Raw genomic sequence first — 25,674 nt, forward strand, 5'->3', positions numbered from 1 at the left:
TTATATAGGCTTCTATTGATTAAATATGTATTAGTCAAATAGTGAAGAATATTCGCCTGCACACTTTCTCGATAATTTAACGATATAGTAAAAATTAGTTTTAATTTGGGAATTGAAAGAATAAAAAGAACTTCATACAATGATGGTTACGAAAGAGTAAAAAGATTTTTGGTACTTAAGGATTTAACTTTCTTAGTGGGTAAGAAGTGCTAGGTGAGAAATATGTTATTAAAAATTAGATAAAAGTAGCATTGGAAGATTTAAAGGAAGGGGATATAACAATTAATAATAAAATTTAATGCTAGATAGGGCCTCTATTTCTATATAATGATTAGAGTTTGGAATTAAATAAATTTCGGAATAACTAGGAGATGACTAAAATGAAGAAAATATTAATTGCTTTAGGAGCATTTGCAATGATTACTGCATTAACAGCATGTAATCAGGAGGACACTGGAGAAGGACAAAGTAGTAATGAGCAAACAAAAGAGATTGAAAATTCTTCAACTAGTATTGCTTCCAATAATTTTTATGAGGCATTCGATGGAGATATTGACCATATCCATGGGATGGGATATGCAGGGAGTCAGGGTGCCGTTTATTTTGCAGCTCATGATGGTTTGAAGATTTTGGATAATGGAAATTGGTATAAGACAAAAGAAGAGAATAATGATTATATGGGCTTTAATGCTACTGAAAACGGATTCTACTCAAGTGGTCATCCAGGTTCTGATTCCACTCTACCAAATCCTATTGGGATAATTCAAACGACTAATGGGGGTCAAACTTTGGAGTCCCTTACCCTTGAAGGTGAATCCGACTTTCATGCAATGGGAGTAGGTTTTAAAAATGAGACAATAGTATTATTAAATGGTCAAAAAAATTCATTGATGGAAGAAAATTCGTTCTATTTGAGTGAGGATAAGGCTAAAACGTGGAAAAAAGTCAGTGCAAAGGGGTTGGAAGACCAAATCTTAAGCATTGCCGTGCATCCAACAAATGCTAATTTAGTTGCGGCTGTAGGTATGCAGGGAGTATATCTATCTGAGGATAAGGCAGAGAGTTTTACCCTGATCAGTGAGGGACTACAAGGAACTTCAGTGTACTTTACAGAGGATGCCCTATTCTATGGGGGATATAATGGGAGCGCAGTACTTGTAAAACGAACGTTACAAGGAGGGACTGAAGAGGATTTACCGCTTCCTGAATTAAAGGAGGATGCGATCATGAACATTGCTCAGAACCCTCAAAAAGAATCAGAGATCTTTATTGTTACATTTAACGGTAATATATATCAGTCAACTGATGGATCAAATAAATGGAATCTACTTGTAGAGGATGGGAAGATTCAATAAAGTATGTCTTTTTGTTACACAAAAAATGCACTCTGAAAATATATTGAATAGCAATGCAAAAGCCTTCAGATATATTAAATACTGAAGGCTTTTGTTTGTAGCTAACTAATATTTGCTTTCATTTCTCTTAATATCAAAAAAAGCGGTCACTATTTAAGCGACCGCTAGTACTGTTATTCTGGTTTATTTCCAGCTTCTGGATCAGGTGTGAAGGTTGGCTTAAAGCCCTCATACGTTACTAACGTTACCATACCAGCTGAAGCATGATGCAAGTCATGACAGTGGAAAAGCCAGTTTCCTGGATTATCAGCCTTGAATGCAATTTCATATTCTTCACCAGGTTTTAAGTTAATTGTATCTTTTATGATAGGAGAGCCCTCGATTGGCTTACCATTTTTGCTAAGAACTTGGAAGAACTGTCCATGAAGATGCATTGGATGATCATCTGATTCCGAATTATTAACTAACTTAACCTTGACGTTGTCACCTTCTTTAACCACTATATTTTCTGTATCAGGGAAGGTTTTTCCATTGATGGTATACACCATCTCACTATTATCCATTTCTGTATTCAGATTCATGGTGTACTCTAAATCAAAGTTTTGGTCTAGCGTAAATTCTCCATCCTTTGCAACACCGTAATTAGTGAAAGTGAACTCTGGAAGGTTTTCACTTTGATTCGATTCATCAGTTGATTTCGTATTTCCTTCGTATTGAATCTTTGTTTTCATACCATCCGTGCCTTCCATGTCGCCGTGACATTCTAGGAACCATTCACCTGGATTATCAGCGACAAATTCAATATCATACCGTTCCCCAGGTGCAATTGTTAATAATTCATCCTCGATTTCCTGTGGTTCATTTAATTCTTGCCCATCGATAGCTACCACTTTAAACTTGTGTCCGTGTAGATGGAATTTGTGAGACATGAATCCTATGTTGGCTAGACGAATTCGAACCTTTTCGCCTTCCTTCACCTTAAGAGGCTCAATCAAATCCCCGCTTTTTCCATTAATGGTGAAGATGTCATAGCTATCCATACTGTGTTCCATTGCTTCCATGCCACCGTCACTACGATCTTCGTTTTCTTCTGAATTGTCTTCGGAACTCATGCCAGACATGTTGCTATGATCCATACCCTCCATATCTCCCATTTCTTCCATTGAAGCTTCATCTGGATTACTCATCCATTCATCAAGCATGAGAGTATAATCTCGGTCATATGTTGTTTCTTCAGGCTCAACGATAAAGGATCCATAAAGACCTTTATCAAGCTGTTTTACACCGTCCTGGTGAGTATGGTACATATATGTCCCTTTTACTGAGGCTGTGAACTCATAAGTGAATGTTTCACCAGGCTGAACAGCGTTTTGAGTTACGCCTGGTATACCATCCATCTCATTAGGAACTGGAAGACCATGCCAGTGTATTGATACAGGATCTGGCAATTCATTTTTTAATGTAATCTTTACTTGTTCACCCTCTTTAACACGTATTTGTGAACCAGGTACAGAACCATTAAAAGTCCAAGCATCTACTTTTACGTCAGTAGTTAATTGGTGATCTGCTTCTTTTGCAACCAATGAAATTTCATTGCCTGTCAGTACTTGTGTACTGGTCGTCACTACTCCTGTAGTGGTTGGTTTTTCCTCACTTTTTGTCCCTTCATCAGTATTGCTCTGGTTAGAACATGCTCCTAATATAAGGACTAAGAAAAAAAGAAAAGCTACATATTTAAGCTTCATCGAAGCCACCTCCAATATTTTTCATATTGTTGATGGTAACAAAAATACATGCAGAAATTATGAATTTTCCACAAAAATTTAAAAGAGGGTAAAATACATAAAATTTATTTGAATTCTTCAATCAAGAACAAATAAAAGGAGAGGGGAGCGAGATAAACGCTCCTTAGTTGATGGGTAATGGAAAGCCTATTCAATTTTCTAAAAGGAATGATTGTTAGTTTATTCTTAAAAGAATTTAAATTAGAATCAAACCAATATTAAAAACTACCTATTTTGCTTTCTTTTTATTATAAGTAGGATAATCAAAGAAACTATTAACACCGTCAATGGTAATGTGTAGAAATTATTCATCATGGCTTTAATATTACTTTGTTTTTTGACTGTTTCTTTTTCTGGGTTACTCAATTGTCCCTGATTACGTAATAATTCATCTTCTTGGTTGACAGCTAAATTATTTGAATTCTCCTCAATTACTTTAAACCCACTATCTAACAGGTTAGTCATGTCTTTGTATGCTGTATCAGAATCCTTAGATTTTAGAAGTACGGCAATTAATTCCGTCCCCTTTTTTTTAGCTGAACCTACTAAAGTGTACCTTGCTTCATGAGTGAACCCATTTTTAATCCCGGTCGCTCCTTCATACAAATCAAGTAAAAGATTATGATTAACAATTTTCGGATCGCCTTCCCATGGTATCCCTAATTTTGAGGCATCAATCTTTTCATGTTCCATTAAGTCGTTTCTCCAGAAATGACTATCCCAGGTATACTGTTTATGTTGTACAATTTCTTTAAAAACATTGTTCTTCATTGCATATCGAGTAATAATTGCCATATCATACGCTGTAGTATAGTGATTGTTATTAGGGAGTCCACTTGCATTTGTAAATTGGGTATTATTCGCTCCAATTGATCTTGCAAAAGACGTCATTTTCTTTGCAAATTCCATTTCACTATTCGAGATGTGTTCAGCAATTGCTACAGCACCATCGTTACCAGAATGTAACATGATTCCATATAGTAGATCCTTTAAAGAGATTCTATCACCAGCTATTAATGAGAGACTGGTACCTTCCGTATTCTGTGCGTGTTCAGAAATTGTTACCGTTTCATTTATATCTCGTTCCTGAATAGCTATAATAGCTGTTATTATTTTGGTTATGCTTGCAGGAAATTGTTGTTTATTCATATTTTTTTCTATTATGATTTCACCAGTTTTACTATCTATTACTATATAAGAATCCGCATTTATTTCCTGATATGAATGCTCTTGAGCATAGATTCTTTCACTAAATATAAACAAAAATACAAAAATCAGTGTAATAACGATCAATGGTTTATTAATAATGTAGGCTTTCAATTTGATTCCCCCAAGTTTCTTTTGCTTTAATTAATTATTAAGATGAATGTTAAGTGAAACTAGACTTTAAATTTTTTAGAATTCTAGTAGAATGTATTTTTTTGTCTAGTAAATCTGTATGTACATTCTAGGGAAAATATGAACTAAAACTATATTAACTTCCTTTACTTTTTTCTAAGATAGTTTTTATTTAAATTTGGAAGGATTCCTATAGAAACAATACAACTTGTATTAATTATATTAATTTTAAATATGTTTAAAAATCCATAGTTTCTGCAAAAGTAGATGATATGATTAAAATCTAGGACACCCCCTTAAAGCACCCTTTATTTTTTGGGGTGCTTTTTCATTACAAACAAACAGTGAAAAAAATATATCCTATTTTGTTTCATAGGATGAAGAGCAATAAGTAGTGGACACTGGAATATTGGGTTGATATTTATAGATTTTTAGATTTTTTATCAGTATCTAAGACTTTATAATCCACTTATATTAAAAATTTGATTGAAAAAGAGGAGGGTATACAAATGGTAAAAATTCGAAAGGCTGCAAGCAATGAAGTTGAAATAATTCGAAGGGAAAGAGTTAAGGCATATGAAGAACATGAAAATAGTATACCTAAAGGGCATTGGGAAGCTCTAAAGAAAGCAATTTCATCGGACACTGACGAACAACCAGGTGTAGAACTATTAGCCGCTGAACTAGATGGTAAAATAGTAGGAAGTGTTGCTATATTCCCTTCAAAATCAGATGTCTATGATGGGTTTACTGATATGTTAGATTATCCTGAAATAAGAATGCTCGCTGTTAATGAGGAATATAGAGGTCAAGGGATTGCTGAAGCCTTAATAAAAGAATGCATAGTTAGAGTGAAAACGAAAGGTTACCAACATGTTGGTTTACATACAGCAGATTTTATGATAACCGCCATGAGGCTATATAATCGACTTGGATTTGTGAGGATACCAAAATATGACTTTCAGCCCGCGGATGATGGAATAATTGTAAAAGCCTTTCAACTATCAATCAAAGATTAATAAAAGTAATTAGATAATATAACAAAGGGTACTTTGAAATCTGAAAGTCTTACTGGTTTGTGAAAATATATATTTTGTAATTGATTTTTATTGCATAGTGAGTAAGGAGAGGAGTTTCTTGAAAAATAAAAGACAAGGTTTCCGTACTGTTATTTTATGTGTTCTCTTATTTGCAGTTGTTTTTACAGTATATGCTAATTTCACTAAAGAAAAAGGCGATATTAAAAAAGGTTCGGATGCACCTGACTTTGTTTTACAAACACTTGATGGGAAGGAAGTAAGACTATCCGAATTAAAAGGCAAGGGAGTTTTTCTAAACTTCTGGGGAACCTGGTGTAAACCATGTGAAAAAGAAATGCCTTATATGGAGAACCAATATTCTAAATTCAAAGAGAAGAATGTTGAGATTCTTGCAGTAAATATAGGAGAGAGTGATCTTTCGGTTTCTACATTTGTCGAGAGGCATGGATTATCGTTTCCAATCCTTATGGACCGTAAAAGTGAAATAGTAGATTTATATAACATTGGTCCAATTCCAACCACTGTTTTAATAGATGCCGAAGGAAAAATAGTTGATTCTATGACAGGTACTTTGACTGAGCAAGATATTATTAATCACCTGACATCCATTTCCCCATCATAAAAGAGAGAGGGTATCCAAATATTGAACTATACCCCGAATAACGGTCACTATTAAAAAAAGGTGCCCCTTATTAAACTGTACCCTGTGTAGTAGACACATTAAAAAAGTCTGCTGCACAGGGTCTTTTTATGTACAATAGATTAAAAATAGTACGGGAGAGAAAGTATGAGTAAAAAATTATTATCGGAAAAAGAGATTGAATTACTAGCTAAAAATCCCTATGTGAAGTCAGTAAGTCCCAAAGGAATTACCTATTCAGATGAGTTTAAGGAGCTCTTTATAACACAATATGACCAGGGGAAGTTTCCGAGAGAGATATTTGAAGACTGTGGGTTCGATATAGAGGTAATTGGAATCGTACGGATTGAGTCTTCAGGCAAAAGGTGGCGAGAAGCTTATCGGAAGCACGGGGTTCTGGGCCTTCGTGATACAAGGTCAGGAAACTCAGGCAGACCAAGGGAAAGAGAACTTTCTATCGAAGAAAAGTATGCAAGATTAGAGGCCGAAAATAACCTGTTGAAAGCAGAGAATGAACTATTAAAAAAGATACGATTCGCCGAAAGGGGGCTAAAAAAGAGGGAGAAGTAAAGTTATCGGCTGACCAAAAATATACCCTTATTCATTCAGTCATCGAAAAGTACAATCTAAAAGGGATGGTTTCTCACCTCTGTAAAACAGCTGGTGTTTCACGTCAAGGTTACTATAACTATTTTTCAGCTAAACAAGTTGAGCGAAGGAATGATCAGGAGAAAAAGGATGAAGCCCTCAGGAACTTGGTTTTAAAAGCATACAATTTTAAGAACCGTAAAAAAGGGGCTCGCCAAATTAAGATGGTATTGGCAGGTCAGTTTGGTGTTGTCTTCAACCTCAAGAGAATCAGAAGAATTATGAAGAAATACGGAATTGAGAGCCCCTTTAGGAGAACGAATCCCTACAAACGCATCATGAAGGCTACCCAGGAGCACAAGGTCGTCCCGAATCTGCTTAACAGGGAATTCAAACAAGGAATACCCTATAAAGTCCTGCTTACGGATATCACCTACCTATATTTCGGTAAAGGCAAAAGGGCGTATTTATCAACCATTATTGACGCTTCCACCAATGAAGTGTTAGCTCATCAGCTCTCTGATCGAGTTACCCTTGATATCGCTACGGACACACTTAAGAAGTTAAAGAGAAACAGGAGAATAAAATTAGCTAAAGGAGCCTATATACACTCTGATCAGGGAGGTCACTATACCAGCCCTATATATCAAAAGCTGGTGAAAAAATTCAAGTTGGGACAATCCATGTCCAGAAGGGGGAACTGTTGGGACAACGCCCCACAGGAATCATTCTTTGGTCATTTTAAGGACTTGGCTGATATAAAATCATGTGAAACCTTAGAAGAACTTAAACAAGAAGTGAAAGCTGCCATCCACTACTATAATCACAACAGATATCAATGGAATATGAAAAAGATGACCCCTGTCGAATACAGAGATCATCTTCTTAAAGTAGCCTAGCTTTTTTAAAATGTCCTTTACAAGGGGTACAGATTATATTCGGGGTTTTTTATCTTTTAAGAAAAAATCCCGTTTATAATGAATTCATACGAAAACGGGGGATTTATCATGGCCAAGAATTTATATACAGAATATCAAATAAAAGAATTAGAGAAGAATCCAAATATCATTCATGCATCCGACAAATCCATTACATATAAAGCTGAATTCAAAATAAAAGCAGTACAAGAATATAAGCTAGGTAAAAGTCCTTCTCAAATCTTTCTTGAGAATGGGTTCAACCTAGATATTATAGGTAAAAAGCTACCTGGTCGCTGTCTTTTAAGGTGGAAGGAAACTTTTGATAAGTATGGGGAAGAAGGCTTCCTCACTGAACGCCGAGGGAAAGGAAGTACAGGGAGACCTTCTTCAAGGTCACTTTCTGTAGAGGAACAACTAAAGAAAGCAGAAGCTAGGATAAAATTTTTAGAAGCTGAAGTAGATTTCTTAAAAAAGCTCGAAGAACTAGAAAGGCAGGTGTTGAAGAAGAAACGCTTCTAGCACCAGCTGAAAAGTTCTATCTGATTGAAAAGACTATAAGAGAACACAAATTGAAGCACGCTGTCACTTATCTGTGTAAGCTAGCCGGGGTAAGCCGAAGTGGCTATTATGATTGGCTTAAGGCTACTCCTTCAAGGGAGATTCGTAATGAACAGGACGAACTGGATATTGAACTAATCAGGAGAATCTTTCTTTCTAAGAAAGAGAAGGTTGGTGCCCTTCAAATCAAAATGATTATGGAAAATGATTATTCGGCAGTAATGAACCATAAGAAAATCAGAAGACTTATGGCTAAGTATAGCCTAATAACTAAAATTAGAAGGGCCAATCCATATCGAAAGATGGTAAAAGCGACCCAGGAACACCGCACCTGTCCTAATCTTCTAGATCGTAACTTTAACCAAGAAGAACCAGGGAAAGTATTGCTTACAGATATTACATATATTTATTATGGAAAAGGACAGAAAGCTTATTTGTCATGTATAAAGGATGGATCAACCAAAGAAATCTTGGCACATTATTTATCAACATCCTTGGAAATGGATATTGTCTATAAGACACTTAAAAAGCTAGAAATGGCAGTAAATAAACACTTCCACCCTGAAGCAATCTTACATTCAGATCAGGGTTTCCATTATACTCATCCTGTGTTTCAAATGAAGGTGAAAAACCTCGGGCTAAAACAGTCAATGTCCCGCAAGGGTAACTGTTGGGACAACGCACCAATGGAAGCATTCTTTGGGCATTTTAAAGATCTCGCCGAGTATAAGTCCTGTGAGAATCTAGCAGAAGTAAGTGCAGAAGTTAATCGAGTTATTGAGGAATATAACAATCATCGTTATCAGTGGGGCTTAAAGAAGATGACTCCGGTACAATACCGGAGTCATCTATTAGCAGCTTAAGCACCTTTTTTAAACTGTCCGTGAAATGGGGCTCAGTTCATATTTAGTTGGATACCCTTTTCTCTTTATAGGATTTTTTTAATAACCATGTTACAAATTTTACTTCCATTACAGATGGCACACAGTGTAGGTAAACTTACTAATGGAAGAAAGGGTCAAAGAATCAGAATTTTAATTCCATAATAACCATAATAAATCCTTATATTTATTACATAAAAAGAGCTACTTAACTATTATAGTATTAGTAGGATAAAACCCTTATGGATAACTAATACTGTTAAGTACAGTTTATACTACAATTAAGGTTGCCACCATGGTAGCGTGTCCATTACCACACGGAACACTACAATATATCTTATATTCACCTGGTTCTTCAGGTGTAAATGTCGCCGTCCCATCTCCTTGAATATCAATATCAAATTCATCAATTGCTAGTCCATGATATCCTTCACTATTTGTAAGAGCAATGTTCACTTCTTCACCGGCTTTAACAGTAATTTCTGACTGATCAAATTCCCAGTTACTTGCTGTGATATTAATAGTTGAAGCATCCTGAGAACCCGTATCTTCTGATTGTTCACTTGTCTGATTTTCTGCAGTTTCTTCATTATTATTTGGCTCACTACTTTCATTTCCACTACATGCTGCAAGCAGTAAAACCAAACCTAAAAATAGTAGTGATAAGAACCCCTTTTTTTTCAAGCCAATTCCTCCCTTTTAACTTTTCAACGACAATCGTAATTAAAAAGTATCTATTTTTTATCGAAAAAGAGTGACAATTATGTGAACATTTACTTTATAAACAAATTTATTTTTTGTTTGACGTGTTTTTTGAAGGAGGAATGGGAATTCAATCTTTTTTATTGTTTATGTAATGGAAATTTATCAAATTTTTCTTATACAAAACATGAGGATAATTTAATTTAATGGGGGAACTTGGTGAAATATCAAAAGATAAACAATAAATTTATTCTAACTATATTTATCATTTGGTGTGCTTTAAACAGTGGTTAGCGAGATATCAATTTTCTTTATGCTTCCGGAGGGGCCGGTGCTGTGGACAGAGCATCGGCTGTAGGCATACCAGGTATATGAGGATAATCTTGCTCGGGTTAAGGTAACGTATTTTTAGGCATGCTTTCTTTTTCTTACCCAATAATACAAAGTGAATAATGAAAGTCCCAATACTAATGAGAAAATCTGCCACTCTGTACTTAAATCGAGAAGTCTATCAACACTGTACGCTTCAATAAACAAAGCGGGTACTTTTCCTAATGTGCTAGCAAGGCAGAAAGATATTAGTGCCATTTTGCTGTATGCAGCAGCCAAGGTCACTACCCCGGAGGGAACAAAAGGCATTATTCTTAGGATTACTACCAAAAGAAAGGCCTCAACACCTTTTGTGGCTTGTAGCTTTTTTAATAGCTTATTGTTGAGTTGAACATGGCTTGTTAGTTTGGACAGTCCTTTTCGATAAAGGATAAAACTAATTATTGCTCCTACAGCTTCGCCTATTATGGATAGGATGAGACCTGATCTAAAGTCAAATAGAGCAATATTTGCAGCAGTAAGAAATGCGCTCGGAAGCACACCCGAGACGGCAACAATGATATTTAGAGTCAAACTAATTAAGACTATAAGTATAGGATTTTTAGGTAAACACTCGAGTAAATGTTCTTCCATTTCTATTTTCATTAACCCCTTTGTAACCACGGCGAATTTCGTCAGCACAGCTCACAAACCTAGTATTGCGAATATTTTCATTAAATTGTTATATAAAAAAATAAGTCAATACTATATGGTTTAAGACAACAAACAATAAGCTTTCCATGTTTTAGCCCCTAAAAATCAAATTGAATTCCGTGCCTGAATTTTCTTTGCTCTTTACTTCAATAGTGCCACCATGTGCATGTACCAAATCTCTTACTATCGCAAGCCCGAGTCCTGTTCCTCCTAGAGAGCGGGTTCTGGACTTATCTACACGGTAGAAACGATTAAAAATATAAGGAATATCTTCTTCTGGGATCCCTTTTCCATTATCACTAATCGTGATTTGGACTTTATGTTTTTTTCTGGAAACAATCAAATCGGTTCGGGCTCCTTCAGGAGAATACTTAATAGAATTATCAAGTAAATTAAAAATGATTTGTTCCAATCTAAGGGGATCCGCGAATAAATTGGCATCCTCAGGACAGAAAATATGGAGCGTCATATTCTTTTCACCAAAAGCGGGGGATAGCTTTTGATCAATTTTCGCTAAAAACTCCCCAAGGTTAATTTTTTGTTTTTGAATAACAAATTGATTTTTGTCTATTTTTGCAAGTTCGAACAAATCCTTTATCAAATCGGATAGCCGTTTTGTCTCGTCAAGGATGATGTGAAGGTATTTTTGATTCTCTTCCTCTGAGAGTTTCCGTTTCAAAACTATATCTGCATAACCTTTAATATACGTTAACGGCGTTCGAAGTTCATGCGAGATGCTTGCAAGAAAATCATTTCGTTCACGTGTGAGATAATTAAGTTCCTTTGCGAGCAACTCAATTGATTTTCCAAGGTCACCAAGTTCATCATCTCCTGTTTTCGGAAGAGTGACTAGAAAGTTTCCTTTGCTGATTTTGGACGTAGCCTCTTTCATTTCAATTAGTGGTTTGGTAAGTGCTTTTGAAAGCAGAATGATAATAATAAAGGTTAATATGACCAATATCAATCCAGCTAAAAGGAAGTGGTCATTCAAACGTTTGATTAACGTTTGGACAGATTCTGTGTCCTGGAACATATAAACATACCCTATGACCTGTTCATCTGTTTTTATTGGAGTTACTGTTGAAATAAATGGTTTTTTCCTCCAATTCTCTTCGAGTATTCTCCCTTGGCGTGGAAGGCTCGTGGGTTGTTTCTTGAAATATTTGTAAAAATGTTGACTCTCAGCCGAAGATGCCAAAATCTTATTGGAGGCATCAGTTATGACCACGTCAGTATCTGCTTCAGATTCCATTAGGGCAACATGGTTAAGAGTTGGTGTATCAAAATGCATTTCAAGAATGGCCCTATGAGAGTTTCCTCTAGTTTGTAATGCATAAATTTCCTCCTTAACCCTGGAATCAACCAATGCAGAATGAAGGAAAAAAAACATAAAAGTTTCGAGTCCGAAAATAATAAAGAAAAAGACAATACCTAGCTTAACTGAAAGCTTTTTCAAGAAAAATCACCCATTTCGTCATATCACCTTATTTTACTGTAAGATTTTCAAGAAATTATGCAGAAATTGTTATCAATTGATTATTAATATATATTTCAGTGTTATAAAGAAAGTTTTTCAATTGCATTAGAGTCGTTAAAACAAATATTTCTTTCTCCACATTTTCTCCAAAATTATACATTATAATGGATGTGCACTCACATTAATGAAAAATTCCTATACATATTTTTTAGTGGAAATTTCGGAACAATAAAACTATAAATACCGTGTTTACAGTTAAAGTTATTCTAATTAGATTGGAAAAATATAGATGAATTTCCGAATAAAGAACAGATCATTCTTTAAGCAAGTCTTTTTTGGATTTTTTTTATGCCTCACATGTATTGCTAGATTCTAAATAATAAACATAGGGAGATGTAAAGATGAAAGTAGGGATTCTTTTAACAACTTTGATTGGCATCTTTTTAGTAGGTTGTACAAAAGAAAATACATTAATCTCCTCCTTTAAACCAGCAAAGGAAATAAAAATTAGCCATATACATGGTATAGGTTATGTGGGAAATGAGAGTGAGTTGTATATAGCAACACATGAAGGTTTAGTTAAATATGTTGACGATAATTGGTTTGAAGACAGATATAATAAACACGATTACATTGCATTTGAAGCAATGAGTAACGGATTTTATTCAAGTGGTTACCAATCTTCTAACTCAAACATCAAAACTCCACTGGGTATTGTAAGGAGTGTCGATGAAGGAAAATCTATAGAATTTTGGCAATTTTATGGTGAAACAGATTTTAGCCACCTCACTGCCGGCTACAATCAGCAAAGTCTATATGTCATTAATGAAATACCCAATCAAAAATTAAATAAAGGTCTTTACTACTCAGTTGATATGGGGGTTACATGGACACAAAGCCTACTCTATGGTCTTAACACCAAAGCAGTTTCAAGGATTGCTGCGCATCCTTCAGAACCTAATATTATTGCAGTTTCTACAAAAGAGGGTTTGTTCTATTCAAGTGATTTCGGTGATAATTTCAAGCTCCTTAGCGAACCAAATATGATTACAACTGTCTATGTAGAGGAAAACTCCCTTATTTATTCATCAATTGAAGGAGAGGATATTTTCTTGAATGAAATGAGTATGGATTCAAGTCAAGTAAGTAGGATTTCTTTGCCGGAACTTCTAAAAGAAAATCCAATAACAAATATATCTACAAACCCCAATAATAGAGAGGAAATTACTATTACAACATTAAGGGATGACATTTTCCTTTCATTAAACAGAGGAAAGGAATGGACCAAAATTTCATCATATGGAAAACTAGATTAAAACTTCATTTTAATTAAACTTTTATTTATACGTTTATTTGTCTTTAGCTGTCTATAAAATTCTCGACTCTATGTGGAGGTAAGGTAGGAAAACAATCAGGTGAAAATAGAAATAAAATTGTTTATTTCATTTTATAGGAGTGATTTCATGAAAAAAACTAAAGCAAAAATTAATGATCAGATTGAGTTTGTTAGAGAAGGTTACCTTTTAATAGGGTTAGTTGAAAGTGTGAGAGATAATAGTGTGATTGTTGAAATATCATATGACGATGCTAGTAAATTAAATTATGTAAATAATAAAACAGTGGTTAGTCATTCAAATTATATTGTTATTGAATAATTGGCTTTCTAAGAAGTAAGAAGGAGGATTTAGGTTTATTTATGTTATTTCAACCCCTATAACATCCTCATGCGCAGTATACAGCTCCAGACGATGATCGTATCCTCATGGTTAGTTCAGATTCATAATTTAGTACGATAATTTATAGGCTTACCAGAAAAACGCAAAACATAACTCCTTTGAATAAGAAAACCACCTAATACTGTGTATTTTCATTTGAGAAATAAATTGTGATCTCTTGTACATTACAAATAGGAAAGTAAATATCTTTAAGAAAACGGTAAGAAGAAAGAGTTCGTACTCGATTCCTTTAATATTTAAACATTTTGATTTAGATAGATATGTTCGGAGATACAACAGGGACATTTAAACAGGGAAAAAAGCAGGAGCAAAAGGCTTTTTGCCTGGGGAGAGTTACCACTAGCCAATGCGGTATTTCTTGATTTATTTAGCCAAACTAATAAGTTTCGTATCCATTGATAGTAGATACAACGGCCGTTTAATAAAGAAAATCACTGCTGTCACAAGTCCGCTTCGTACTGAAATGGAATTGACAGCAGTCTGGTTTGGTGTTGGAACTTAACCGATATTTTTAATAGTTGTTAGCACATGAAGACATATTTTCCTTTGTTGATTGTGGATGGCAGTGTGCCTCGGGCTCTGGAGCATCTCCAAGCCTAACCCATTTTCCGCTTTTAAATTTGACCATCAAGACGATTGCACGAAAGGCAATATCGAGACCTATTGCAATCCATACTCCTGCAAGTCCCCATTCAAATCTAATACCGAGTAAATAGACTAGAACAGTACGAACGGCCCATATTCCGACAGCCGTTAGGTACATAGGGTATTTAGTGTTATTCGCACCCTGGAATGCTCCCGTCAAAACTAACAGGATAGCCAAGAAGGGCTGGAAAATACCTGAAATCTTTAGAGCAGTACCGATATCATTGATAACGGCCTGTTCTTTTGTAAAGAAGGATGCCGCCCAGTCGCCGAGGAAGAATAGCAAAACCCCAAGAACAACCATTGAGCTAAAGGCTAGATAAGTCGAAAGCTTAGTGTAATTTTTGGCCTCTTCATAATTTCCTGCTCCTATTTGCTGACCGACAAGGATAGTCGTTGCAGTAGAAAAACCATAGCCAATCATATAAGAAAATACCTCAACATTTCCTGCAATTTGATGAGCAGCAAAAGCATTGGTACCCAGAGCAACTACAAACCCAAAATATACAATTTGACCTGCTCTCATTAATAACCGTTCACCCGCTGCTGGAGTTCCGAGGGTCATAAGTTCCTTCAAGTGAACTTTATCTGGCTTCCAGTAATCCCTACGAAAAACAAGTACATTTGAACGGTTTATATAGAAAAATAGAAGAACACTTCCCACAAATCTTGAAAAGACAGTTGATAAAGCTGCACCAATTATCCCCATTTCCGGGATAAACAAAAAGCCAAATATTAGCACATAGTCGAGAAAAGCATGCAGGACATTTATAATAATGCTGACGTACATAGGAGAACGTGTATCCCCTGCTCCTCTTAATATAGCGCTCATGACAAACATCAATGACATAAGGATTGATGAAATACCGACAATTTTAAAGTATAAGGAACCAACCTCCAGTACATTCTCTTCAATTCCCATCAGTTTTAGCAACGGTTCCGAAAAAAATAGTGTAAGGACGCCAGTAAGTAAACCGCACAGAATGGCTAATAAAATCGATTGCTGTGAAATGTGGCGGGCTTTTTCTGGAAGATTTGCTCCAAGGAAATTGGCAATTCGAACATTTGCAGCTACCCCAATGGCCATGAATAGGGCAAAATATATTGCAAGAATGGCATTGGTTACCCCAACAGCAGATACCGCAGCCAAGTCAATTTTTGAAACAAAAAACGTATCAACAAAGCCAAGGGCAGTTTGAAAGAAATTTTCGATTACAGCTGGTATGGCGAGGATTATAATTAGTTTCAGCCGGGATTTATCAGTGTCTGCTTCCATAACTTTTTTGGAATTCATATGTCCCTTCAAGATCTATCCTCCTTTTTGTCAGGAAAATAAGTATTATTAACATTAAGAAAAGCAAACAGGTGCCAGGTGTGCTTTTCTAGATTAGTTCATGAGGAACAGGGATCACAAAAGGAACCGTATACAAGTTACCCTTAAATTTAAATTGCCCCCACATCTTATAAATACCAGGTGCTGGAAATGAAGTCGTGTATGAGACAGTTTGCTCTATACTGGTTTCATCAGTAGGGTGAACATGCAAGAAAATTTCTAAATCTTCGCTAACAATCACCACGTGACCTGCAGAACCAAGATATGTTTCAAGTTCAATTGGTTCCATACTATTAGCATCTTTTACTGTAAAAGCCATCTGTAAATGTTGGTGTGCTGTCAAAGCCTTAAATTTAAGCTCGAAGTGCAAGTCATTAACTGTTTTATTAAATTCTTTGTCTGGTATAATCATCTCTTTGGTTTCTTTACCTGTGGTCTGTATATCAAAAGTTGCTAACTGCTGGGAGCCATTTTCCGGCATGAAGTCTGCAAATAATCTATAACTGCCTGCTTTAGGGAATTGAGTTTTCACCACAAATTGCCCCTCACCCCTGTACTCAGGATGAAGGTGCTGAAAGGATGACAGGTCTTTACTTATTGCTAATAAATGCATTTGTTTCTCATGAATAACAGCAAAGGAAGTAGCAGAATATCCATGTTTGTCTTTAATGGTTATGGAGATTTCTACATCTTTGTTAGGTATGGTTTTTTCAGGATAGACCTTCCATTCTACATTTAATTCGCTATCAATACTGTAATCATTGTGTTTAAGATCAATTTTGTTATGATCATGTCCGTGTTCTACATTCATATTTATCACCTCTTTTATAGCATGACCGTTAACTTCTATTGTAACTCCACTTAATTCAATTTCTCTTGACCTTTAACTTGTATTTCTGGACAAGATGTATAAGAAAGAATGGGGGTACATAAAGGTGGCCTCTGAACAATGCCCCTTTTTTAACAGATGAGTATTTCCCATTTATAAATCAATAATAATAATAGGGAAAGGAGTGTTAAGGATGTCAAAGATGTCGATTGAATTATATACAAGACCAACTTGACTAGATTGTAAGGTAGCGAAGGAGTTTCTTTCGCAACACCATATTGCTTACACTGAATATGATCTTACAATACTCCCTGAAAAAGAAGCAGAAATGATTGATCGTACAGGTGTGCGAATTGTTCCTGCTTTTATTTTAAAAAAGAAGGGATTTTCCGGTTTGTTTAACAAAACACAAATATTTATTGGGTTTGAAATAAATCAACAGCAAATTGAACAACTGCTCCTTACGTAATTTTTTTTCTAAAAGGCTGAGTTTAACTATTACGTCTGGTAAGTAGTTGGTTATTTACAACCTATAAAAATGGAGATAAACGTTCCCGATATTTAATTGAGATTTTAGAAGAATTTTGTATTTTTTTCTCACTATTGATAGGTAACTGGGAATTGGAAGAAGAAAATTCAGAAAACGACCCTTACAAAGAAGAACTCCCTTTTCGAAGGGAGCTCTTCTTTGATTTTATCTTAGGCCTGCTGCCCGCTCAACTTGGGCTTGATGAGAGGCGTCGGGTTTCCCATCTACGTGACGTGTAGAGTTACTAAAATACACATCGAAATGCCCGGTTATACCGTTATTAGCGATATATTCACGATCATGAGGCATAAAGCTCATGCTAGCAGCAATTTTTCTACCTTCTATTTCGAGAATAACAGCTCTAGGTGTCCATGAATAACCTCCCCATATAGACTTAGCAATGTTAGTGTCATTAATGGTAGGCGTTTCACTGTCAGCATGGTTTGCACCAATAGTGCGGGTAATATTGAAAAACTTCCCTGTTGCCAAATCTGTAACCTTTACTGTTTTTCCGATAGTGAAAACATACTGGGCCTCGGTCCACCAATCCAAAAATTCACCGTGCTTTTCGCTTACAACTGGTTTTACGGCAATATTATGAACTGGAATTTTAAGCCTCTGTCCTAATGTAAGCATACTGGTGATCGTTAAATTATTTACTCGTAAAAGTTCACTCTGTGGAATTCCGTAACGGACACTTAAGTCCCAAATATTATCCCCTGATACTACAGTGTGTGTTAAATAGGTCAATGTATTTTCGCTAGTTTGAGCTGGTGCATTAATGCCGTTTGGTATGGTTAAAGCTTGTCCTACCTGTAAGATATCTGAGTTCAAGTTATTGGTTGAACGAATATTATCAACTGATACTCCAAACCGTTGGGCGATAACAGAAAGTGTATCTCCTGATCTCACAGAATAAGTAAACGTATATCGTTCTTCGGTATTAGTAATCGGAGTTGGCGTTTTAGTTTCATTAGGTTCAAGACTTGGTGTTGGTTGTGTCTCGTTTGTTCTTGTTGGTATGTTAAGTATTTGCCCAATTCGCAATAAATCGGTTCCTAGATTATTTGTACTTCTAATAAGTGCGACGGTAGTTCCAAATCGTTGCGCGATATTCCATAAATTGTCCCCTGCGACTACTGTATATGTTGATGGGGCAGTTGGTGTAGCTTGTTCATTCGCACCTGCTGGAATTTCAGTTGTTGTATTCCTACTAGGTATGACTAAGACCTGCCCAATTTTTAATAAATCCGTTGTTAAGTAGTTAGCACTTCGCAATGCCTCTACTGTCGTTCCAAAACGCTTTGCAATCACGGATAAACTGTCTCCTCCAACAACCGTATAATTCCTGGTAACCTGTTCCGGGATAGGTGCTGTTGGTGCAGGTGTGTTTGGGGGTAGTGTCAAGGTTTGTCCAATTGTCAACAAGTCAGTAGTTAAATTATTTGTAGCACGTATAGCTTCTAATGTTGTACCAAAGCGTTGAACAATGGAATATAAAGTGTCACCGGCGACCACAGTATACGTATTTGTTTGTGTGGGTTGTGTAGGGGGCGAAGTTGTTGGTTGAAGTATAGTTTGTCCCTCAATCAACACTGGGATAATCAATACTTGCCCAAGCTGGATACTATCACTAGTTAAACGATTGGCTTCCTTAATAGCATTAACCGTAGTTCTGTAGTCTCTTGCAAGTACTGTTAAATAGTCACCTTTTTCTACTTTATGGAATGCTTTTGGAATAATCAGTCTCTGATTAAGTTGTAAGATATCAGAAGTTAAACTGTTTGCTCGTTTAATATTATTAACCGTTGTATTAAAATTCCTCGATACACTCCAAAGGGTGTCACCAGAATTAACCTGATAATATATCGAGCCATCTTGTGATACTTGATTAGTGGATGCTGTAGAAGTGGCTGCTTGTACAGAAGATTCATCCCCACCCATTAAAGGAAGAGATGTAACTGCAATTCCACCAATGATAACTTTTACCATCGTAACCTTGATATTAGGGTAGCGTTCTCCAATAATCTGTTTTGCTAGCGCAACTACATCTTTTCTTTCTCTAGGTAACGTGCCTAATTCATTAGCAAACTCCGATAAGTGATCGGCTAAGTAAATAACAATTTCGTACTCGTCACTTTTTATCAACCTAATCTCATACCTCTTAAAATTGTCCATACTGTCTCCAGCTCCTTAAAATAGTGATTTAAAATAGTTTCTTAAAAAATTACATAACTCATTCTTCTTTAAGTGAATTTCTCAGCACAAATAATAATTTAGCCAACAGTACGAATATAAGATTGATTGAGAGATAGCAGTTAATTAATATGAACGTACCAATATCTAAAGGTATCTTCGGTTAATTCCTATGAGAGAAGCATAATTATTTTAAGGAAGGAGCTTATATAGTTACTTAATCAAAATATTCGCCTAAAGCTATTTGTTGTATTTGTGGAGATAGGGGAGAAGTATTTAAAAGGCATAAGATCCCACCTGCAAATCTGTCCTTTGAAACAGTCTGAAGGTGAGGTTCTAAAAGGAAAAAATTAAAATGTTAATGTCGAAAGTTCGATTGTTACTTGTAAAGAAGGGTGACAAATGCCAATGAAGATGGCGATAATAACATTCTGTTGTTACAATTCTTTCACAGTTGTAAAATTTAAACCAAAATTATACTAAATATCAAACTTTTAGGTGGAAATAAATATGTGGAGAATATTTCCTAAGGATATATTAATACTTTACTAGCCTGGGTTTGGATGGACTAGATTGCCCACTTCCATTTTTTGTACAAACAATAGGAATGTTACATCTGATAGCCTAATAGTAGACAGAGAAACGACTACTAGGAGGTTATTGACTTGAATAAATTTAAAAAACTGATAGTAGCAGCTGGACTTATGTTATCCATTTCATCATTTACATTAACAAATCAAACTGAGGCTGCAACAACATATACAGTTAAATCTGGTCAAACATATTGGAAAATATCTACAGGTTTCGGCATTCCTTTAAATAGTTTAATGAGTGCAAATAATAGTAAGCCACTTATTGCAGGACAAAATATAACACTACCAAACTCTCCAATTTCAGCAGCAGATAAAGATTTAATGGCACGTTTAGTTCGTGCAGAGGCTGTAGGTGAACCGTACGCTGGAAAAGTGGCAGTAGCGGTTGTCATTCTTAACCGTGTAAAAAGTGACCAGTTCCCTAATTCGGTCCGTGGAGTTATTTATCAAATATCAAATGGATATTATGCGTTTACTCCTGTAGCAAACGGTGAAATTAATAAGCCAGCTGATGCTGAATCCAAAAGAGCTGTTAATGAAGCAATTGCCTTAATGGGTAAAGGTGGGGGCTCATTGTTTTTCTATAATCCTGATACTTCTACAAATTCATGGATTTTATCTCGACCTGTGACAACTAGAATTGGAAATCATGTTTTTGCAAGATAATAATAATGTATGTATAAAAGGGGACAATCTTAAAAGATTGTTCCCTTTTTAAAAATTCATTTCATTATATTCACGAGTTTTTAATACATAAAATTCACCTTTACTTTAAATACGAAATACTATCAAATAGGTTGGCCCTCTTTTGGCTAACCGTATTCTAACTTAATCCTTAATACTTTTTTGACCTTTGATATAACTTTAACTTAATTGGGGACTATGTGTTGGAAATATAAAGTAAGAGGCACTCCCTAGATAAGAGGGAGTAAAGGATAAGTGGTCTTAACTTATCAAGATTTATTAATCCATTAGCAGATATTTGTGACGGTTTATTATGGTTTGCTGTGCTTCTTTAGAAGACATAGGTGGTTCTTGGTTAAACCCTCTAGTGATAAAACTCGAATATACCTCTTGAAGCTTTCCCTGTTGTAAAGACATTTCTTTATGGATTGCTTTTACATTAGGATTCTTCATCATAAGCGCAGACATGAAATTCATATTGGCCATATTTTGAGCAGTAGCTCTTCCTTCAATAGCTATAGGTTTATCTTGTTCAGAAGTAGATCCTGCAAGAGAGGATGGAACTATTTCAAATTGAATTGGTTGAAGTTTTACTTCTTTTGTTCGATTTGGATCTAAGAGTTCGAGCATTACTCTGACATGATCCAACATAACCATATATTGCTTCTGAATGATTTGTTTTAAATTAGGATTCTTTGTTTGGTAATAGTAAATTCTTAGTTTATATAAAACACCTTCATGAGTTGTCAGATGTTCGTTTATTAATTGAACATCGATCGCAGGTATGATCAATTTTAAGCCCCTCCATTTATTTAATGTATAGGTATTCATCTATAGCCTATGAAGGACTTTTATTATTGTTCATATACCTATATAGTATCCCAATTGAGTATATTAAGGAGTCTTATGCCTTTATTGAAGTTATTGAGCTAAGAAAAAAACGAGAAAACTTATGTAGGAATACATCCTTTTGCTGTGGAGTATGTTGTAACGGTCGTTAGAATTGTGAAGCTGTCTTGCAAATAGTTAAGTAACCTGTAACTACTATATATGGCAATTTTCAAAAAACGGAGAAAATCTATATAAAAAATCAAAAATTTAAATACCCTTTATATAAAATTTAATAACAAACGAGCAATGAGGCATGTGTCAAGCCTAAATGCTCGTTTGTTTTTTTGTGTTAAAGACTATTGTCGAATTTGTGACAAATTCAATTCTTCACAAATTCTCAATACTTGAATGATAGTATAACAAACTGAAGTTCATTGTAAGATCTATACATTAAAACTCTTATAATCCATGAATTACGATTATTGATTATGAAAGGAGTATTTACATGAAATTTAAATGCGGAGTGTTAACGTTTATAACTATTGCCACAGTGCTAACAGGATGTCAACAACTAACGGTATTAGATCCGAAAGGTCCTCAAGCTGAGAGACTTGCGAGTGACATCCTTTTGACAATGGGGATCATGGCATTTATTGTCATTGTTGTTTTGGCACTATTAATCTACATGTTAGTTAAATTCCGTGCTTCTAAACAAAGTCCATCTGATGAACCGCCCTATATTGAGGGGAATGCATGGGTTGAAGCGGTCTGTGTAGGGGTACCGGTTCTAATAGTTGCCTATCTTTCGTTTGTATCTGTTCAAAGTAACTATATTGTTGAAGCAACACTAAAAGGATACGAAGATCAAGAGCCTTTAGTCATTTATGCTTCGTCTTCTAATTGGAAATGGCATTTTAGTTACCCTGAAGAAGATATTGAGACGGTTAATTACTTATATATTCCAACTGATAGACCTATTGAGTTCAAACTTTATTCCTACGGACCAATTACTAGTTTTTGGATCCCACAGCTTGCTGGCCAAAAATATGCAATGAGCAACATGGTTAATACATTACACTTAGCCGCTGATGAACCTGGTGAATTTATGGGGCGAAACGTAAACTTTAGTGGGGAAGGATTTGCGGAAAATACCTTCAATGTAACTGCGATGTCTCAGGTTGAATTTGAGGAATGGGTAGAAGAAGTTAAGGAAACAGCTGACCCACTGACTGAGAAAAAGTTTAATGACTTATTAGAACCTGGTCATCTTGGGCAAATGACCTTTACGGGAACTCACTTAGAATTTAACCCACCTCCAGAAGAAAATGGATCCTCTGAAACAGCGACTTCCAATGATGAATCAAAGAATTAATCATCAGTTTTTGAGTAATTTCGAGTTGAATATACTAGTTTTTAATTTTAAGCATGAGGAAATAAAATATTTTTCAGAAGGTGCAACAATGGATGGAATTCTTTGAACGGTTTATTGTACCCAATCCAACACCTACGATTTATGCTTCAATGGCAGCTATCGGTCTTACGGTGATTGCAATCATTGCTGGTTTAACCTATTTTAAAAAATGGGGCTATTTATGGCGTGAATGGTTAACTACTGTTGATCATAAACGAATCGGTATTATGTATTTGATTTTAGCTTTATTAATGCTTTTCAGAGGTGGAGTAGACGCACTTATGATGCGTGCTCAACTTTCTGCTCCCGAAAACAAATTGCTCAATGCACAGGAGTATAACGAGATTTTTTCAACACATGGAATAGTAATGATTTTCTTTATGGCGATGCCATTTATTTTTGCCTTAATGAACTTTGTAATGCCGTTACAAATCGGAGCTCGTGACGTAGCATTTCCACGACTAAATGCGCTAAGTTTTTGGTTATTTTTTATGGGGGCGATGTTATTTAACATCTCTTTTGTTATTGGTGGTTCACCGGATGCAGGTTGGACTTCTTATTTCCCGCTTGCAGGGAATGAATTTAGTAAATCCGTTGGAACAAACTACTACATGATATCTATCCAGATATCTGGTATTGGTTCCTTAATAACTGGTATTAACATGATTACGACTATTCTTAAAATGAGAACGCCTGGCATGACCTTAATGAAAATGCCAATGTTCACTTGGTCTTCATTAATTGCCAATGTCATTTTTGTTTTCGCGTTCCCTGTGTTAACAGTAGCTCTTGCGATGGGAACAATGGACCGATTATTTGGAACAAACTTCTTTACATTGGATAATGGGGGGATGGGGATGCTTTGGGCGAACCTGTTTTGGGTTTGGGGACATCCTGAAGTATATATTTTAATACTCCCTGCATTTGGTATTTATAGTGAAGTTATCTCAACTTTTGCACAGCGTAATTTATATGGTTATAAATCAATGGTTGCTTCAATGGCCATTATTTCAATCATGTCATTTTTAGTATGGGCACACCATTTTTTTACAATGGGACAAGGTGCATTAACGAACAGTATCTTCTCGATCACAACCATGGTGATTGCCGTCCCGACAGGGGTTAAAATATTTAACTGGCTGTTAACTCTTTGGAAAGGGAAAATAGAAATTACTACCCCAATGCTTTATGCTCTATTATTCATTCCGCTCTTTACGTTGGGAGGAGTTACCGGAGTTATGCTTGCGATGTCAGCTGCTGACTACCAATATAACAATACAATGTTCCTAGTCGCCCATTTTCACAACGTGATAATTCCTGGAGTAGTTTTTGCTATGCTTGCCGGTCTAACGTACTACTGGCCAAAAATGTTTGGTTTCATGCTGAATGAAAGAATTGGGAAATGGACAGCTTGGATACTCTCTATCGGCTTCGTATTAGCCTTTATGCCTATGTATGTTACTGGTGTAGATGGGGGCAGGTACGTCGGATGTACACGTACTCAGCAGAAAGTGGTTTTGGTCCATTAAATATGGTTTCGTTTATTGGAGCAATTATTATGGGTATAGGTTTTGTTTTAATCGTATACAACGTATACTACAGCACTCGATATGCATCTAGGGATATCAGTTCAGATCCATGGAATGCACGGACTCTAGAATGGGCTACTCATAGTCCAGTCCCTGAATATAATTTTGCGGTTGTCCCTCAAGTACAATCAAGTGAAGGATTTTGGAATGCGAAGAAAAAAGGTCATGAATTATTTAAAGGTTATGCCCAATAAAAGTGGCGTTCCATTTATCATGAGTTGTATCTTCTTGGTTTGGGGATTTTCTTTAGTATTTAGTTTATGGATTCCTGCTATTCTTTCAACGATTGGAATTCTAGCCTGTATTGCTCATCGCTCATTTGAACAGGATCATGGTTATTACATCTCTGTTGAAGAAATTAATGGGACAGAAACAAAAATAAGAGGTGCTAATTAATGAAAATTGAACAATCACTACCACTTGAATATAGCACGGAACAAAACAAAATAAATATACTAGGTTTCTAGATTTTCCTTGGGTCGGAAATAATGCTTTTCGCCACTCTATTTGCTACCTATTTTACCTTAGTAAACCGCACAGGCAACGGCCCTACTGGAGCTGAGATTTTCCAAGTTGGTCCAGTACTCATAGAAACACTATTACTGTTAACTAGTAGTTTCACCGTTGGTCTTGGGATTCACGCAATGAGAATGGGGAAGCAAAATGCAATGATTATGTTTTTTACTATCACCCTTCTTCTTGGTTTAGGATTTTTAGGAGTTGAAATTTTTGAGTTCATTACGTATATACACGAAGGAGCTGGAATACAAACTAGTGCATTTACATCTATTCTATTAACAACCTTAGGAACACATGGTGCACACGTAACACTGGGTCTATTCTGGGGTTGGTTTATTATCTTGCAAGTGAAGAAACGTGGGTTGACTCCTCAAACAACGAATAAAGCGTTTATCTTTTCAATTTACTGGCACTTCCTAGATGTAGTATGGATCTTCATCTTCAGCTTCATCTATTTGAAAGGAATGATGTAA

19 protein-coding genes and 3 pseudogenes are annotated in these 25,674 nt (G+C 35.7%); 13 read left to right on the top strand and 9 right to left on the bottom strand.

The window, feature by feature from the left end:
• The first annotated feature begins 380 nt into the window (after window positions 1-380).
• Window positions 381-1,355 (top strand): F510_1955 family glycosylhydrolase, encoded by a 975-nt coding sequence (locus ACFFHF_RS19580; RefSeq protein WP_377058874.1) that lies wholly within the window; start codon window positions 381-383, stop codon window positions 1,353-1,355.
• Between the two features lie 173 nt (window positions 1,356-1,528).
• Here the strand turns inward: ACFFHF_RS19580 and ACFFHF_RS19585 are convergent, their stop codons facing one another.
• On the bottom strand, window positions 1,529-3,100 hold the full coding sequence (locus tag ACFFHF_RS19585) for a multicopper oxidase family protein (protein ID WP_377058875.1): 1,572 nt from the start codon (window positions 3,098-3,100) through the stop codon (window positions 1,529-1,531).
• A gap of 264 nt (window positions 3,101-3,364) precedes the next feature.
• On the bottom strand, window positions 3,365-4,459 hold the full coding sequence (locus tag ACFFHF_RS19590) for a D-alanyl-D-alanine carboxypeptidase family protein (RefSeq protein ID WP_340906785.1): 1,095 nt from the start codon (window positions 4,457-4,459) through the stop codon (window positions 3,365-3,367).
• Between the two features lie 527 nt (window positions 4,460-4,986).
• On the opposite strand from ACFFHF_RS19590, the gene ACFFHF_RS19595 reads away from it, so the two are divergent.
• The 4 genes from ACFFHF_RS19595 to ACFFHF_RS19610 all read left to right on the top strand — a co-directional run bounded on the left by ACFFHF_RS19595 (window position 4,987) and on the right by ACFFHF_RS19610 (window position 9,086).
• A complete protein-coding gene (locus ACFFHF_RS19595) occupies window positions 4,987-5,496 on the top strand; it encodes a GNAT family N-acetyltransferase (protein ID WP_340906783.1) in 510 nt (169 codons plus the stop codon).
• A 118-nt stretch (window positions 5,497-5,614) separates the two neighbouring features.
• A complete protein-coding gene (resA, locus tag ACFFHF_RS19600) occupies window positions 5,615-6,139 on the top strand; it encodes a thiol-disulfide oxidoreductase ResA (RefSeq protein WP_377058876.1) in 525 nt (174 codons plus the stop codon).
• 165 nt (window positions 6,140-6,304) lie between these two features.
• Window positions 6,305-7,644, top strand: a protein-coding gene (locus ACFFHF_RS19605) for an IS3 family transposase (protein WP_377058878.1) whose coding sequence is annotated in 2 segments (ribosomal slippage) — window positions 6,305-6,677 and window positions 6,677-7,644 — 1,341 coding nt in all. Because the reading frame shifts where the segments join, the coding sequence is not laid out codon by codon here.
• A gap of 108 nt (window positions 7,645-7,752) precedes the next feature.
• Window positions 7,753-9,086, top strand: a protein-coding gene (locus ACFFHF_RS19610; protein ID WP_377058879.1) for an IS3 family transposase whose coding sequence is annotated in 2 segments (ribosomal slippage) — window positions 7,753-8,125 and window positions 8,125-9,086 — 1,335 coding nt in all. Because the reading frame shifts where the segments join, the coding sequence is not laid out codon by codon here.
• Between the two features lie 288 nt (window positions 9,087-9,374).
• On the opposite strand, the gene ACFFHF_RS19615 is transcribed toward ACFFHF_RS19610, so the two are convergent.
• From ACFFHF_RS19615 to ACFFHF_RS19625, 3 genes are all read right to left on the bottom strand, one after another.
• The gene (locus ACFFHF_RS19615) at window positions 9,375-9,788 is read right to left on the bottom strand and encodes a cupredoxin domain-containing protein (protein ID WP_377058880.1); all 414 of its coding nucleotides are present in this window, start codon (window positions 9,786-9,788) and stop codon (window positions 9,375-9,377) included.
• Window positions 9,789-10,214: 426 nt separating this feature from the next.
• Window positions 10,215-10,817: a TVP38/TMEM64 family protein gene (locus tag ACFFHF_RS19620; RefSeq protein ID WP_377058881.1), complete on the bottom strand. Its 603-nt coding sequence runs from the start codon at window positions 10,815-10,817 to the stop codon at window positions 10,215-10,217.
• A 103-nt stretch (window positions 10,818-10,920) separates the two neighbouring features.
• Window positions 10,921-12,285 (bottom strand): ATP-binding protein, encoded by a 1,365-nt coding sequence (locus ACFFHF_RS19625; RefSeq protein WP_377058882.1) that lies wholly within the window; start codon window positions 12,283-12,285, stop codon window positions 10,921-10,923.
• 422 nt (window positions 12,286-12,707) lie between these two features.
• On the opposite strand from ACFFHF_RS19625, the gene ACFFHF_RS19630 reads away from it, so the two are divergent.
• The 3 genes from ACFFHF_RS19630 (at window position 12,708) to ACFFHF_RS19640 (ending at window position 14,544) form a co-directional block, all read left to right on the top strand.
• Window positions 12,708-13,622: a F510_1955 family glycosylhydrolase gene (locus ACFFHF_RS19630; RefSeq protein ID WP_377058883.1), complete on the top strand. Its 915-nt coding sequence runs from the start codon at window positions 12,708-12,710 to the stop codon at window positions 13,620-13,622.
• A gap of 147 nt (window positions 13,623-13,769) precedes the next feature.
• On the top strand, window positions 13,770-13,961 hold the full coding sequence (locus tag ACFFHF_RS19635; RefSeq protein WP_340906775.1) for a DUF2187 family protein: 192 nt from the start codon (window positions 13,770-13,772) through the stop codon (window positions 13,959-13,961).
• 427 nt (window positions 13,962-14,388) lie between these two features.
• The gene (locus tag ACFFHF_RS19640) at window positions 14,389-14,544 is read left to right on the top strand and encodes a hypothetical protein (protein ID WP_340906773.1); all 156 of its coding nucleotides are present in this window, start codon (window positions 14,389-14,391) and stop codon (window positions 14,542-14,544) included.
• Between the two features lie 9 nt (window positions 14,545-14,553).
• Here the strand turns inward: ACFFHF_RS19640 and ACFFHF_RS19645 are convergent, their stop codons facing one another.
• A complete protein-coding gene (locus ACFFHF_RS19645) occupies window positions 14,554-15,981 on the bottom strand; it encodes an MATE family efflux transporter (RefSeq protein WP_377058894.1) in 1,428 nt (475 codons plus the stop codon).
• A gap of 88 nt (window positions 15,982-16,069) precedes the next feature.
• Window positions 16,070-16,831 (bottom strand): DUF8832 domain-containing protein, encoded by a 762-nt coding sequence (locus tag ACFFHF_RS19650; RefSeq protein ID WP_340906772.1) that lies wholly within the window; start codon window positions 16,829-16,831, stop codon window positions 16,070-16,072.
• 268 nt (window positions 16,832-17,099) lie between these two features.
• Here ACFFHF_RS19650 and ACFFHF_RS19655 point away from each other — a divergent pair.
• Window positions 17,100-17,318 (top strand): annotated as a pseudogene (locus ACFFHF_RS19655) (glutaredoxin family protein); the annotation flags it as partial.
• A gap of 225 nt (window positions 17,319-17,543) precedes the next feature.
• On the opposite strand, the gene ACFFHF_RS19660 reads toward ACFFHF_RS19655, so the two are convergent.
• The gene (locus ACFFHF_RS19660) at window positions 17,544-19,556 is read right to left on the bottom strand and encodes a LysM peptidoglycan-binding domain-containing protein (protein ID WP_377058884.1); all 2,013 of its coding nucleotides are present in this window, start codon (window positions 19,554-19,556) and stop codon (window positions 17,544-17,546) included.
• A gap of 683 nt (window positions 19,557-20,239) precedes the next feature.
• Between ACFFHF_RS19660 and ACFFHF_RS19665 the strand changes: the two genes are divergently transcribed.
• Window positions 20,240-20,833 (top strand): cell wall hydrolase, encoded by a 594-nt coding sequence (locus ACFFHF_RS19665; protein WP_377058885.1) that lies wholly within the window; start codon window positions 20,240-20,242, stop codon window positions 20,831-20,833.
• A 297-nt stretch (window positions 20,834-21,130) separates the two neighbouring features.
• Here ACFFHF_RS19665 and ACFFHF_RS19670 read toward each other — a convergent pair whose 3' ends face one another.
• Window positions 21,131-21,643 carry a hypothetical protein gene (locus tag ACFFHF_RS19670; RefSeq protein ID WP_377058886.1) on the bottom strand — a complete coding sequence of 171 codons (513 nt, stop codon included), beginning with the start codon at window positions 21,641-21,643 and terminating at the stop codon, window positions 21,131-21,133.
• Between the two features lie 544 nt (window positions 21,644-22,187).
• Between ACFFHF_RS19670 and qoxA the strand changes: the two genes are divergently transcribed.
• From qoxA to qoxC, 3 genes and pseudogenes are all read left to right on the top strand, one after another.
• Window positions 22,188-23,054: a cytochrome aa3 quinol oxidase subunit II gene (gene qoxA / locus ACFFHF_RS19675; protein WP_160547485.1), complete on the top strand. Its 867-nt coding sequence runs from the start codon at window positions 22,188-22,190 to the stop codon at window positions 23,052-23,054.
• A 92-nt stretch (window positions 23,055-23,146) separates the two neighbouring features.
• A pseudogene (gene qoxB, locus ACFFHF_RS19680) lies at window positions 23,147-25,078 on the top strand (cytochrome aa3 quinol oxidase subunit I).
• Window positions 25,078-25,674: pseudogene (gene qoxC / locus ACFFHF_RS19685) on the top strand (cytochrome aa3 quinol oxidase subunit III). Before qoxB ends, qoxC begins: the two co-directional pseudogenes overlap by 1 nt.

The organism is Robertmurraya beringensis (assembly GCF_042433785.1).
Lineage (GTDB): Bacteria > Bacillota > Bacilli > Bacillales > Cytobacillaceae > Robertmurraya_A > Robertmurraya_A beringensis.